Source organism: Aeromonas sp. R2-3 (assembly GCF_040908375.1).
Lineage (GTDB): Bacteria > Pseudomonadota > Gammaproteobacteria > Enterobacterales > Aeromonadaceae > Aeromonas > Aeromonas veronii.
The window spans coordinates 128236-141956 of record NZ_JBFODP010000030.1 but is presented as its reverse complement, the minus strand read 5'-3'; the positions used below and the strand labels follow the sequence as shown (position 1 = coordinate 141956).

Annotated in this window: 10 protein-coding genes; 4 read left to right on the top strand and 6 right to left on the bottom strand. The window is 61.1% G+C overall.

Annotated elements, in window-relative coordinates:
- Positions 1-498: 498 nt before the first annotated feature.
- The 3 genes from cadC to AB5Z02_RS15815 form a co-directional block, all read right to left on the bottom strand.
- Entirely contained in the window at positions 499-2046 is a 1548-nt protein-coding gene (gene cadC / locus AB5Z02_RS15825; protein ID WP_368216424.1) for a lysine decarboxylation/transport transcriptional activator CadC, read from the bottom strand.
- Between the two features lie 392 nt (positions 2047-2438).
- The gene (gene yjeH / locus AB5Z02_RS15820; RefSeq protein WP_368216422.1) at positions 2439-3719 is read right to left on the bottom strand and encodes an L-methionine/branched-chain amino acid transporter; all 1281 of its coding nucleotides are present in this window, start codon (positions 3717-3719) and stop codon (positions 2439-2441) included.
- A gap of 101 nt (positions 3720-3820) precedes the next feature.
- Positions 3821-4720, bottom strand: coding sequence for a LysR family transcriptional regulator (locus tag AB5Z02_RS15815; RefSeq protein ID WP_368216421.1), 900 nt, complete (start codon positions 4718-4720; stop codon positions 3821-3823).
- A gap of 155 nt (positions 4721-4875) precedes the next feature.
- On the opposite strand from AB5Z02_RS15815, the gene AB5Z02_RS15810 reads away from it, so the two are divergent.
- Together AB5Z02_RS15810 and AB5Z02_RS15805 are read left to right on the top strand one after the other, a co-directional pair.
- Positions 4876-5898 (top strand): MBL fold metallo-hydrolase, encoded by a 1023-nt coding sequence (locus AB5Z02_RS15810; protein WP_368216419.1) that lies wholly within the window; start codon positions 4876-4878, stop codon positions 5896-5898.
- Positions 5899-5989: 91 nt separating this feature from the next.
- Positions 5990-6709: an ABC transporter substrate-binding protein gene (locus tag AB5Z02_RS15805; RefSeq protein ID WP_236301706.1), complete on the top strand. Its 720-nt coding sequence runs from the start codon at positions 5990-5992 to the stop codon at positions 6707-6709.
- Between the two features lie 91 nt (positions 6710-6800).
- On the opposite strand, the gene AB5Z02_RS15800 is transcribed toward AB5Z02_RS15805, so the two are convergent.
- On the bottom strand, positions 6801-8093 hold the full coding sequence (locus AB5Z02_RS15800) for an HAAAP family serine/threonine permease (RefSeq protein WP_368216417.1): 1293 nt from the start codon (positions 8091-8093) through the stop codon (positions 6801-6803).
- 498 nt (positions 8094-8591) lie between these two features.
- Between AB5Z02_RS15800 and AB5Z02_RS15795 the strand changes: the two genes are divergently transcribed.
- Both AB5Z02_RS15795 and AB5Z02_RS15790 read left to right on the top strand, forming a co-directional pair.
- Positions 8592-9530, top strand: coding sequence for a LysR family transcriptional regulator (locus AB5Z02_RS15795; RefSeq protein WP_042055187.1), 939 nt, complete (start codon positions 8592-8594; stop codon positions 9528-9530).
- A 73-nt stretch (positions 9531-9603) separates the two neighbouring features.
- The gene (locus AB5Z02_RS15790) at positions 9604-11016 is read left to right on the top strand and encodes an MATE family efflux transporter (RefSeq protein ID WP_368216416.1); all 1413 of its coding nucleotides are present in this window, start codon (positions 9604-9606) and stop codon (positions 11014-11016) included.
- A 115-nt stretch (positions 11017-11131) separates the two neighbouring features.
- On the opposite strand, the gene alsS is transcribed toward AB5Z02_RS15790, so the two are convergent.
- On the bottom strand, positions 11132-12802 hold the full coding sequence (alsS, locus tag AB5Z02_RS15785) for an acetolactate synthase AlsS (protein WP_005338504.1): 1671 nt from the start codon (positions 12800-12802) through the stop codon (positions 11132-11134).
- Positions 12803-12820: 18 nt separating this feature from the next.
- On the bottom strand, positions 12821-13615 hold the full coding sequence (gene budA, locus AB5Z02_RS15780) for an acetolactate decarboxylase (RefSeq protein ID WP_368216414.1): 795 nt from the start codon (positions 13613-13615) through the stop codon (positions 12821-12823).
- Positions 13616-13721: the final 106 nt, after the last annotated feature.

Sequence of the window (13721 nt, the reverse complement as noted above, 5' to 3'; positions counted from 1 at the left end):
CCCTTGATAACCCCCTTATCTCGCCGTCTTGATATTTTTGGCCAGATAAACCCGGGATAAAGCAGCTCCCATTGCGCCCCCCTGCCCTTGCGGCCATTTGGAAGCCCTGCTGATCATCACCCTGAGTGGCCGCTCACCTCCTGCTTTCCCCTTCGCTCGGCTCATCACAATCCAAACTCAGAGGTAAAGCGCAACGGCGATAACCGGTAAGCAATGAGAAATGGGTCGAGACAGCCAGCTTATCCCGCCGCCAACAATGAGCAGATGTCACAAGCTGAGCGCGGCGCAAAGCCGAACAAACGCGAGTGCCGCGAATGCCGCGAGCAAGACAAAGGTAAAGGGGGATAGCGGGGGGATAAATCGGGCCACACCAGAGCAACCATCCCCGGTGGCAAACATGCAGGATTGAAACAAGCAGAAACCGCACAGGCCGCCCGAAGGCAGCCTGTGGATAGTGCCAACAACAGGGCTGGCCGATAGAAGCGTAGAGCAGTAGCGTTAGAAGAGCTTCACCTTGCTCTGACCCAACGCATTGAACAGAGCCGGAGTAAGGCTCTCCATATTGCTGTAGAAACCGAGCTGCTGGCAGAGCAGATAGGTCTGCTCGGTCGCCTCCATCAGGAAGGCCTGACTGTAGGCATCACCCGCCGCCTCGGGACGACCGTCCAGCTCCGCCAGCTTGCCCTGCAGTATGTAGTAGAGCACCGAGCGGCCGCGACTCGCCGCCTTCTCCAGCAGATAGTTGGCCTGCTGTTGCTGGCCGTTGAGGATCGCCTGCAGGGTCAACGCCTCCCACACCCGAGCAGGGAGAGCGCCGCTGTTTTGCACCACGCGGGCGAGATGGGTGCCAATCTCCTGCAGCCGCTCGCTCTCGGATTTGCCCGCAAGGGTGGCCAGCGCCTCGCCTGCCAGATAGCGCTCCGCCAGCAGCAGCGGCTGATCCGGATGGACAATCAGCGCCTGCTCCAGCAGATCGATACCCCGCTTGAGGGCGACCGGATCCCGGCTGTTGATGTAGTACTGCGCCTCCATCATCGCCATCAGGGAGGCATCATCGGTCGGCCAGCCCATCCCCGGCTCGGCATCGGGTTGGTCGAGGGCGCGCAGCAGATCCTGGCTGCTGGCCTGCAACACGCCGTGCACACTGTGGCGACTGAGCTGGTACTGATGGCTGAACAGCACCCGGTTGGTATTGATATTGCGATACTCCAGATCGAGATAGGTGCCGCGCGGCTGGCGGGTGACCCGCACACTCAGCTCCTTGCCGGGCATGATGCCCCCCATCAGAGTGGTGGCACCGTACTGCACCCGCAGCGGCGTAGCCACGGCCACTTCCCCCATCAGGGCGCGGGTAATGCCATCGGCGAGGCGAACGTTCTCGTTGTTGTCATCCATACCGGAGTGGAAGCGGAACACCAGCAGATTGGGATCCAGCATGGCGTGTACCTGGGGGCTGGTGTGCTGGTAGCTGAGCATGCTGACAATGGCGATCAGCACGATGGCAACGAAGATATCGAAACTCACCATCTTCCAGCGGCTGCGAGCATCCTTGGCATGGGTGGAGATGGCGCGGGTCAGGGGACCGGCGGGAAAAGGGGCGACATTGGGCTGTGCATCATCATCCTGCTCAGCCGCGGGCGGGCTCAGATCGGAGAGCGTCGGGTTGTCTGAGAGAGTGGTATTGACCGCGGGCTGCTCGTCCGCCATCACCACGGATACCACCTGCAGCGGCCGAACCGGTGCCACCAGCTTGTAGCCGCGCTTGGGTACGGTGACGATATAGTCGGTCGCATCGGTGCGACCATCTTTGAGGATCTTGCGCAGTTCGAAGATGGACTGGGTCACCACCTGATCGGTCACCTCGGCGCCATCCCACACCTCGTTGATCAGGGCATCGCGGCCAAACACGGTGCCGGCATTGTGGGCCAGAAACCGCAACAGATTGACCAGTCTGGGTTCGAGGTAGACCTCGCGGTCGGGCCGACACAACATGTTGTCGTCAACGCTCAGGGTCCAGTCGTGGATCTCAAAAACCGATTCGCTCATGATTCACTCGCTGCAGATGGTGACAATGCACGATGAGAGAGACGCAAAACCCGGGCTGACTGAACGGAACAAGGCGCTATCACCACAGGTGACAGATAAAAAGAGAACCGAAGCAATCACATCTCTGAGAGTCAGTCTGGCCAGGCCATCCTGTTTGCGTCTGAAGGGCATCCTTGCGAGCATTCCGACCACCGGGATCGGAAGGGATCACTTTAAGCAAAACGGGAGCTGGATCCCACTTTTTTTGGCTATAAATCGCCGCTGAGTTGATCCGACACCGCACTTTTCGGCAAATAGCGTGCCAACCAGTATTCATATGAACATCCCATATGCCGTAATCAAAAAGCCCTGAACATCAGGGCTTTCTCATTTCTTCGACCATCGGGGAGACGTTACTTCGCTACCGGAAGTGCATCCTGCTGACGACTGCGGCGCAGATGACGCCGCCACAACGAGAAGCCGCCGTAGCCAAGACTCAGCACCACCGCATAGAGCACCTGAGTGGCGAGCGCCACCAGCACCAGAGCGCAGAGCAGCACGCTTATCCCCGCCAGCCCCTTGCCCACCCCGCCAAGCAGGCGCCAGCCCGCCGCCATGCAGAGCAGATAGACCAGCACGAAATTGCCGTTGGCGTAGCGGATCAGCTCATCGAGCGGCAGTCGCAGCCAGATGATGAGGGTGATGCAGAGCATACAGATGGCGAGCACCAGACCGAGCGCCCGCAGCGGCGCGCCGCGCGCGGTGAGCACAGCCAGCGAGGGGGGCAACTTGCCTTCCCGCGCCATGCTCCAGATCAGCCGTGCAAAGCCCTGAATGTAGATGTTGATGCTGGCAAAACAGGATAGGTAGCCGAGCACCGCCACCAGCCACTTGGCGGTGGGGCCGAACAGCAGGGCCAGCAGGGAGGGGATGGCGGTGGCGTTTTTCGCCTCATCGCCGTAGAGGCCGTATTTGAGCACCACCAGCGAGTGGATCCAGTAGATGAGCCCCGCCAACAATACCCCGCCGAGCAGGGCGATGGGGTAGTCCCGCTCCGGTCGCTTGAACTCCTCCCCCATGTGGGCGAAGGCTTCCAGCCCGACGAAACACCAGAACATCACCGCCAGCGCGGTGGCCATGGCGGGCCACTCGTCCGCGCTCGGCAAGGGCCGCGCTGCGTCACGCCAGCTCACCTCCCCCTTGAACCAGATAAGCAGGGTGAGCCCCAGAATGGCCAGCGCGATCAGCAGTTGCAGGTTGCCGGAGGAGCGCGCCCCGCGCAGCCCCAGCAGAAAGACCCCGAGCAGGGTGAGCAGCTGGATGGCCCAGAGGGTCCACTCCCCCATCTCGAACAGGGCGTGCCAGAAACCGGCGGCAATCATCAGGGCGGCGGGTAGCCCCACCGGCAACACCGCCAGAAACAGGAAAGCGGAGAAGCGCTCGGCACCGTTGCCAAAGGCGAGGCCAATCAGGTGCGGCGCCCCGCCCGCATGGGGATAGCGACGGCCGAGGCGAGCGAAGGTAAAGGCGATGGGCAGCACCAGCGCAATCAGCAGCAACCAGGCCCAGAGCGAGGCCCCACCCGCCAGCGAGGCGGCGGTCGCCGGTACCACGAAGATCCCGGTGCCGAGCAGCGAGGTGGCGAGCAGCCCCATCCCCTGCCAGAGCCCGAGATCCTTTTTCAACCCAGACATATCCTTTTGTCCTGACTAAAAAAACATCCCGCCATGTTAGGCCTGCCCCGCCCATTTGTTAAGTACGATGGTTAAGCGCGGTGGCGAAAATATGCAGCCTTTTATTCAGGCTCGGGCTCAACTTGCAGGGATTCGGCCAGAAAATCCCCCAGCAGGGTGATCTTGAGCACCTGCCGCCGCGCCGCCGGATAGATGAAGTAGAGGGTCTTGGCCGGGCTCTGATAGCGACCAAGCAGCGGCAGCAAACGCCCCGCAGCGATATGGTCACGCACCTGTTCAGCGGGCTGCAAGGTGATGCCGGCCCCCGACAGCGCCGCCGTCAGCAGCGCCGGCCAGTGGTTGATGCGCAGGCGCGAGACGACCCGCACCTCCTCGCTCTGGCCATCGCCCCCGACAAACTGCCAGCGCTCGTGCTCGCCCCAGTTGCCGTGCAGACACTGGTGGCGGGCGAGATCGGCCGGATGACGGGGTACCCCGTGACGATTGAGGTAGTCGGGCGCCGCGCAGAGGCGGTAGTGCTGGGTCAGCAGCGGGCGGGCAATCAGCGCCTCATCCTGCGGGCGCAGGGTACGGATAGCGGCGTCAAACCCCTCCTCCACCAGATCGACCCAGCGCGGGGTAAGCTGCAGATCCACCTCCAGCTTGGGGTAGCGGTCGAGAAAAGCGGGCAACAGCGGCACCAGCCGGTGGTGGCCAAAACTGAGGGGGGCGGCGATGCGCAGCCGTCCGGCCGGCTCGGCCAGCAGGTTCTGGGTGAGTGACTCGGTCAGTGCCAGCTCCTCCAGCACCCGCTGGCAGCGAGCGAGAAAGAGCTGGCCCAGCTCGGTCAGGGTCTGCTGGCGGGTGGTCTTGTGAAACAGCTTGCCCCCCAGCCACTGCTCCAGCCCCAGCACATGCTTGCCCACCATCTGGGCGCTGATCCCCTCTTCGCTCGCCACCGCGCTGTAGGAGCCGAGATCCACCACCCGGGTGAAGATACGCATGCTGGTCAATCGGTCCACAACCCCTCCTTTTTGCCCGTTTCAAGGCCGTTTGGCCCGCGACCAGGGCCCTGATTCACAACCAAAAGTTTAGTAAGAAATGGATTTTAGCCAATTTATTCAACTTTTAGTTACCAATACAGTGATGCCGTCCCTTCCCCACAGGATAAATTCCCATGAAAAGCACCTATCTGGCCGCCCTGCTGGTCGGTCTGCTGGCTACCGGTGTCAGTCAGGCCGCCGAGAACAGCTTTATCAGCAACCACGATCAAGCCCCTGCCTCAGCAACTCAAGCCCGGCACGATATCTTTCGGGTCAGCCTGCTCGGCACCGGCACTCCGGTGCCCCAGATCAGCCGGGGCGGCTACAGCACTCTGGTCGAGGCGGGCAACCAGAAGCTGGTGTTCGATTTTGGCCGCAACTCCGCCACTCGCCTGTGGCAGCTGCATATCCCCATCGGCCGGGTCAACGCCTTCTTCCTCACCCACTTTCACTCAGACCACACCAACGGGCTGGCGGATCTCTGGCTGACCGGCTGGCTGCAACCGGCCTATGGCCAACGCCACGCTCCGATGGAACTCTACGGCCCCAAAGGCACCACAGCTCTCGCCCGTGGCTTGCAGCAGGCCTACGCCACCGATATCGCCACCCGGGTCAAGGATGAGGGAACGCCGCTGGATGGGGTGGAGATCAACAGCCACGAGGTCACCGCCGGGGTGGTCTACAACCATGACGGGGTCAAGGTAACCGCCTTTGACAACGACCACGGGGTCAACATCAAGCCGTCATTCGGCTATCGCATCGACTATCACGGCCACAGCGTGGTGCTCTCCGGCGATACCCGCTACAGCCCCGAAGTGGTGAAGCAGGCCAAAGGGGCGGATCTGCTGGTGCACTGCGTCTCCATGACCTCTGCCGAGCAGATGAAGGCCAACCCCGGCTACAAGGCGATCGCCGGTCACCTCGCCTCCCCCGAGCAGGCGGCCCGGGTAATGAACGAAGCCAAACCGGCGCTGACCGTGTTCAGCCATATCGGCCTCAACGGCAAGATCAGGGTCAAAGATCTGGCGCAGGATCTGCGTGCCCGCTACACGGGCCCCTTCGTCATCGGCAACGACCTGATGCAGATTGATCTGCCCACCACGGCCTCCGGCAAGGGCTATGCCCTCTGGCAGTCGGAGAATATCGACAATAAATAGCTGGCACGGATGCCGGTCAGCCATGGCTGGCATCCGCAATCGACACCGGGGGCTATCTTTAAGGGGTGTTTGACCACAAGGAGTTATCTCTATGAGCCTGAAATGGAAGCACCTCGCCCTGGCCACTCTTCCCCTGCTCGGCATGTCGGCCGCTCAGGCGGCGGTGTTGACCAGCCTTGAATGGCCCCCTTACACCAGCGCCAGCCTGCCTGAACAGGGCAAGAGCAGTCGGGTGGTGACCGCAGCCTTTGCCCTGGCTGGCGACCCGCTGACCATCAAGTTCTATCCCTGGCAACGGGCCGTGGACGAGGCGACCAACAACCCCGAGGTGCTGGGTTATTTCCCCGAGTATCTCGACCCCAAGAGCAGTTGCCTCTTCTCCGACCCCATAGGTAACGGCCCCCTCGGCTTTGCCCAGCGAGCCGATCAGCCGGTCACCTGGCAGAGCCTTGATGACCTCAAGGGCAAGAAAATTGGTGTCGTCACCGGCTATGTGAATACCACCGAGTTCGACGAAAAAGTGGCCAGCAAGGCGCTCTCGGCTGACGCCACCAGCTCGGACAGCCAGAACCTGCTCAAGCTCGGCAACGGTCGGCTCGATCTGGCGGTCATCGACCAGAATGTGATGACCTATCTGCTGGAAAGCGATCCCCAACTCAAGGACGTTGCCGCCAACCTCGGCTTCAACGGCAAGATCCTCGAGGACAAGTCCCTCCACGTCTGCTTTACCAACTCCGCCAAGGGGAAAGAGGCGCGGGACAAATTCAACAAGGCGCTGGCCAGCGACGAGGTGAAGAAGCTGATGAAGTAGCGATACCGCATCCACTCGCCGCCCCAAACAGCCATAAAAAAAGCCGCCTCTTGCGAGGCGGCTTCTTCATTCAACTTGGTAACCGGAGTTATCAGGCAATCAGCTTGTAGATGATACCGGACATGGCGATCAGGCCGATGATGGTCACGAAGCCGTTGCTGATGTTGCCAGCGTATTTGCGCATAGCCGGAACCTTGGTGATGGCGTACATCGGCATCAGGAACAGCAGCATTGCGATGATCGGGCCGCCCAGGTCTTCAATCATGCCGAGGATGCTCGGGTTGATGGTGGCGATGGCCCAGGTGGTCAGGATCATGAACACGGCAGTGACTTTGTTCAGCTGCTTGGTGTCAACGTTCTTGCCCTTCTCGCGCAGCGCCTTGGCCATCAGGCCGTTCATGCCTTCTTGCGCACCCAGGTAGTGACCCAGGAAGGATTTGCTGATGGCAACCATGGCGATCAGCGGAGCCACAGTACCGATAACCGGGTTATCGAAGTGGTTGGCCAGGTAGGACAGGATGGAGATGTTCTGTTCTTTGGCAGCAGCCAGGTCAGCCGGGGAGAGGCTCAGTACGCAGCTGAATACGAAGAACATAACGGTCATCACCATCATGACGTGGGCGCCCAGCAAGATGTTGCTGCACTTCTTCTCGGCACCTTCACCGTAACGACCTTTGTTGTCCACCGCGAAGGAGGAGATGATCGGGGAGTGGTTGAAGGAGAACACCATTACCGGGATAGCCAGCCACAGGGTCTTGATGAAGTCACCGTTGAAGGCGTCGGACAGGGCCGGAGCTTCAGAGATGATGGCACCGTTCCAGTGCGGGATCAGGTAGAACGCCAGACCCATCAGGGTGAGCACGAACGGGAATACCAGCACGCTCATCGCTTTGACGATAACCTGGCCGCCCAGACGAACAACCGCCATCAGACCGAGGATCAGAGCCAGTGACAGAACGGCACGGGGAGGTGCAGACATACCCAGCTGGTGAACAATCACGCTCTCGACGGTGTTGGTGATGGCGACTGAATACATCAGCACGATCGGGTAGATGGCAAAGAAGTAGAGCAGGGTGATGAATTTGCCTGCGGTCTTACCGAAGTGCTCTTCTACTACTTCAGTGATGTCGCCATCACGGGTAGAGCCGGACAGCACGAAGCGGGTCAGACCACGGTGAGCAAAGAAAGTCAGCGGCAGCGCCAGGATCAACATGGCAACCAGCGGCCACAGGCCACCTACACCGGCGTTGATTGGCAGGAAGAGCACACCGGCACCGATCGCGGTACCGTACAGACCCAGCATCCAGACCACATCGGCCTTGTTGACGCCGCGGGAGGTGTTGCTGGCTAAACGACCATCAGCTGCAATATTCATGTCAGACATACGTTGTTCCTGTCATCTAGGAAAATGGGATTCTTGTTTGGTCGGGCCTTGGCCCGGTTCCATCTCCCTGGAACGCCTGCTGTCCGTCCTTGATATTAACCTCTCGCCCCCCGGCAACCTGGCCATCACTCCTTGTGACAACAGGATTGCAACAAACAACAGTGCGAGATTTTGACCCTGAGGGTCGGCGCCCGTCTCACTTAACAACCGATTAACGTGCGCCACTCTTGATGGGCTGACTTTAATTAAATGCCCTTATTAATCACAGCGTTTTTTTGAATTAATCAACCAAAGTTTGATTTTGGTCGCCTTTCGGACGACCAATATCACACTCAAAGCGCCTTATTGTGAGTTTTTTTTAACAATTAAACTTAGTTTCACTGGAATCAATGGCCTGCGAGCAGCTACATATTTGCAACAAGCCATCCATTTAGCGCGGATTGTGTGCAGCACGGCCTTGGCGTACCCTTGTGACTCACGCCTTTTTGTTGATTGATGATGACCATTACCCGTACCGATCTCGCCGAACTGGCAGTGTTTGCCGCCGTCGCCCGTCACCGCAGTTTCAGCAAGGCCGCCCTCGAACTCGGGGTCTCCGCCTCTGCCCTCAGCCACAGCCTGAAGGGGTTGGAAGCAAGGCTGGGGGTGCGGCTGCTCAACCGCAGTACCCGCGCCGTGGTGCCGACCGAAGCGGGCCAGCGGCTGCTCAAGCAGCTGCTCCCCACCCTCAATACTCTTGAAGAAGCGCTTTGCGAGCTGGCCCGCAACAGCGATGAACCGGTGGGGCGACTCAAGCTCTGCGCCCCCCGCGGCGCCATCGACAGCCTGCTGGCACCTGTGCTGATCGACTATCTGGCCCGTTATCCGCGGATGCAGGTGGAGGTAGTGGAGCAGGAGCTGATGCCCCGGCTGATTGAAGATGGCTACGATGCCGCGCTCTTTTATGGCGATCTGCTGCCCAAGGAGATGATCGGCATCCCCCTCGGCCCGCCTCAGCGTTATCTGGTGGTGGGCTCCCCGGCCTATCTGGCGGAGCACGGTACGCCGGAACACCCGAGCGAGCTGAGCCGCCACGCCTGCATCGGCTATCGCCTCACTCCGCACCATCACTATCGCTGGGCCTTTGCCGCCGATGGCACCATGCTGGAGATCGAAGTAACCGGGCCGCTCACCACCAGCACCCCGGCCCTCTATCTGGGCGCCGCCGAGGCGGGGCTGGGGCTCGCCTACTGTCTGGAAGAGGAGGTGAGCCAAAAGGTCGCGGAGGGGAAACTGCTCACCGTGCTGGAGCCCTGGTGCCCCACCTTTGCCGGCTTCTACCTCTTCTATCCCAGTCGGCATCAACTGGGCAGCGGCCTGCGCATCCTGATTGACATGCTCAAGGCCCACTACCAAAACCCTGGATTAGTGAGTAATACTCAGCAATTCATCAAGTGAAACCCTGATTATCACCAAATAAGTATTAATCTAGACTAGCTGTTCGATAATCGAACTCCCCGAGAGAACAGATATGTCTGCCTATTTAACACTGCGGCAACGGGCCATGACCCGTCGCTTCTGGGCTTACGCCCTCCCCTCCATTCTTGCCATGCTGGTCTCGGGGGCCTACTACCTCATCGACGGCATCTTCGTCGGCCACTATGTCGGCGCCGCTGGCCTCGCCGGGATCAACCTGGTCTATCCGGTCATCATGGTGCTGATTGGTCTGGCCGCCATGATCAGCATGGGGGCGGCCACCGCCATCTCCTTCCAGCAAGGGGCGAAAAACGACAAGCTGGCCCGTCAGGCACTGGTCAACGCCCTCTGGCTGCTGGCCGGTCTCGGGGTAGTTGCGCCGGTGCTGCTCTATTACACCCACACCGATATCCTGCTGGGACTGGGGATTGAACAGGGCACCGAGACCTGGAAACAGGCGAGTGACTACCTCACCTGGATTGGCGGCGGTACCCTGCTGCTGGCCAGCAATCTGGCGGTTCCCTATCTGCTGCGCAACGATGGCCGCCCGAAACTGGCCATGGTGCTGGTGAGCAGCGGCGCCGTGCTCAATATCATCCTCAACTACATCATGGTGGGTCGGCTGGGGCTGGGATTGATCGGGACCGCGCAAGCCACCCTGATGGCAGAGGGTGCGGTGAGCCTGATCGGCCTTGGCTACTTCTTTACCCCCTGGGCGCGGCTGCGCCTCAGCTGGCGGGATCTGGTACCCAACCTTCCCGCCATGCCGCACCTGCTCTTTACCGGTCTGCCGAGCCTGATTGCCCAGTTCAACCTCGGGCTGCTCTTGATGCTGCACAATAGCCAGCTGATGGTGTATGGCAATGTGAAGGATCTGGCGGGCTTTACCGTAGCCGGTTACACAGAGGCGGTCTTTATCGTCATCCTGCAGGGGCTGGCGTTCGGCATTCAGCCGCTCATCAGCAAGGCAGCGGGGGCCAAGCGCCATCGCAACCTCAAGTACCTGATGGAGATGGGGCTCAAGTTCACCTTTATCTACGGCATGCTGGTGTGGCTCACCATCCAGCTGCTGCCGGGACAGGTCGCCATGCTCTATACCGGTGATCAAGATCCCGAACTGCTAGCAGCCGCCATCAGCAGCCTGACCCTCAACCTCGGCGCCATTCCGCTGGAGGGGATCATCATGTTCGGCATCGTGCTGCTGCAATCCATGGCGCGTACCCGTCAGGCGCTGGTCATCTCCATCGCCAAAACCGTGTTGCTGCTGCCGCTCATCTTCCTGCTGCCGCAACTGTGGGGTCGTGATGGCGTGCTGATGGCCCAGCCCGCGACCGTGCTGCTGCTCACCCTGCCGCTCTGCTGGCTGCTGTGGCGCGAGTGGCTGCGCCTGAAGATGGCCTGCGCGCCAAAAGCCAAACAGCGCCCACAACCGGCCCGCGCACGCGCCGCCGTCCAGCTGGCCCGTTAAGGCCACCCATCCCGCAAAACAATAAAAAACCGGCATCCATTGATGCCGGTTTTTGCTATATGGGTGGGTCTGCCTGCCCTTACACAAGGATTCAGGCCAGCACTGTTGCCCCTACTTATGCCAATACTTCTGGCCTGAGCTGGGCCATCAGCCCCGGGTTGTCGGAGTAATCCACCGGAATCGCCACCACAGCGGGCCCCTCCACCGCCAGCGCGGCACGCAGGGTGGCGCGCAGCTCGTCGGCCGAACGCACCGCAAACCCGGCCGCCCCGAACGATTCGGCATAGCGTTTGAAGTCGATGGGACCAAAAGAGACGCCGGAGGTGCGGCAATATTTCTGCTGCTCCTGCATCGCCACCATGTTGTAGCCGTTATCGACCCAGATGATGTGAACGATATTGCTCTTGAGCCGCACCGCCGTCTCCAGCTCCATGCTCGACTGCATGAAGCTGCCATCCCCCGATACCGAGATCACCTTCTCCCCCGGCCGCACCAGCGCCGCACCGATGGCCCACGGCAGTGCCACCCCCATGGTCTGCTGACCATTGGAGATCAGCACCTGACGGGCGCGGAAGCTGTAGAGGTAGCGGGCAATCCAGATATGGAAGCTGCCCATGTCGACGCAGAGGGTCATGTCGTCGCGCACCAGATCCTGCAGCTCGCGCACGATACGCAAGGGGTGAACCGGATTGCCGTGCAGATCGTCGGCCCGCATCGCCAGTCGCAACCGCTGCTGGCGTACCCCTTGCAGCAGCCGATCCACCTCGGGGGGACGGATTTTCGGATTGCCCATGATGCGGGTCAGCTGCAACAGGTTGGCGCGGATCGACCCCACCAGCTCGGCGGTCGGGCAGTAGCTGCTGTCGATATCGGCAGGTAGCACGTCGATATGGAGGATGCGCCGCTCCCGATCGCCATTCCACAGCACGGGGTCGTACTCGATGGGGCTGTAGCCGATGCAGATCACCAGATCGGCCCCTGCCAGCAGCTGATCCCCCGGCTGGTTGTTGAAGAGCCCGACCCGTCCGGCAAAGTCATCGAAGTGGCAGCTGTCCACCACCCCGGCAGCCTGATAGGTACCGGTCACCGGCAGCCGCGCCTTGTCGAGGAAGGCGCGCACTGCCTCGGCATTTTCCGGCCGGCTCGCCATCAGGCCGAGCAGCACCACCGGATTCTGGGCGTTGCGCAGCAGGGTCAATGCCTGCTCCATATTCTGCTCATCGGCGCAGCCCGGCTCCGGCACCTCGCGGGGCACCAGCACATTGCCCTGCACCGGCTTGTTGATGATATCCATCGGCAGGCTGACAAAGGCCGCCCCCGGCCGCCCCAGCTCGGCTGCGCGAAAGGCGTTAGCCATCACTTCCGAGATTGCCGCCCCGCTGTTGACCTGGGCACTGAACTTGGTGACCGGACGGCAGAGGTTGACCGTATCCATGCTCTGGTGGGTGAGCTTGAGACCATCGGCACGGCGCACCGCACCGCCCAGCGCCACCATGGGGTCCCCCTCCGAGGTGGCCGTCGCCAACCCGGTAATGAGGTTGGAGCAGCCGGGGCCCGAGGTGACCAGCGCCACCCCCGCCTTGCCGGTGAGGCGTCCCACGGCGGCAGCCATAAAGGCGGCGTTAGCCTCGTGGCGTACCACTATGGTCTCGATGGGGGAGTCCTCCAGCGCATCGAACACCCGGTCAATCTTGGCTCCCGGGATCCCGAACACCTGCTTGACCCCTTGCGCCTCCAGATGACGAACCACCAGCTCGGCACCGCACTTCCACTGTCTGTTTTCCATGTTATTGCTCCTTGTCTATCAGCCTTCGGCGGCTTGAATGGCGCGATCGAGATCGGCGGGGTTGAGGTCGGCCTGCCGGAAAGCGGGATCCGATGGCAGGGCCAGATTGAGGTGACGCACCACAGAAAGTCGCAGGGTGCCGTGGGCCATGGTGTAGTCGAGCAGATGGCCACCCCCCTTGCGATCGGCGGTGATCATGTGCTCGTGAAAGCCCGCTACATTAACTCCCTGCACGAACGGCGGGCAGCGAAAGCCCACCAGGGTTCCCGCCACCGAGGCAAAGCGGAACAGCGGCTGCTGTTCGATAGCTTCCAGCATGGGACGATAAGGGGGCTCCTGACGCGGCACGGTTCGTACCTTGGCCGTTTCAAACTGGCCGTCGAGGCGCAGGGCGACGAAGACGTTGTCGGATCCCACCAGCCGATCCACCCACTGGTGGATCTCGTCACGGCTGAGGGGATGGTCGAAGCGACGCTCCAGACAAGGGCGAAAATGGGTCATCACCGCAAAGGGGGTCTTCTGATCGGCTCGGGCGGGACGGGCCGAGCCATCGGAGCGCAACTGGTGGATCTGGCGCTCGAAGGCGATCAGCTCGCCATCGAGGTGGTTGAAGGTGCCGAGGCCAAAGTCGCCGTGGCGCAGCAGCTCGCTCATGGTGGTCTCCCCTTCGTAGACCCCCGCCAGCAGGGCGCTCATCAGGGAACTCTGGTAGATCTCGCCACCATCATGCTGCCTGCGCCAGCGGGAAAACTGCTGGCTTACTTCGAGGGCACAGCTGCACCCGGCACTGTCAGATGTTGCAATATGTTCCATTCGGGTTTCACCTCCACCGTGAATCCTGTTAGCGTTCGGATCCAATGGTGACTTGGTTCACATTTCAACACCAATACGCTGATCCCATGACTTTGAGACTCAATCG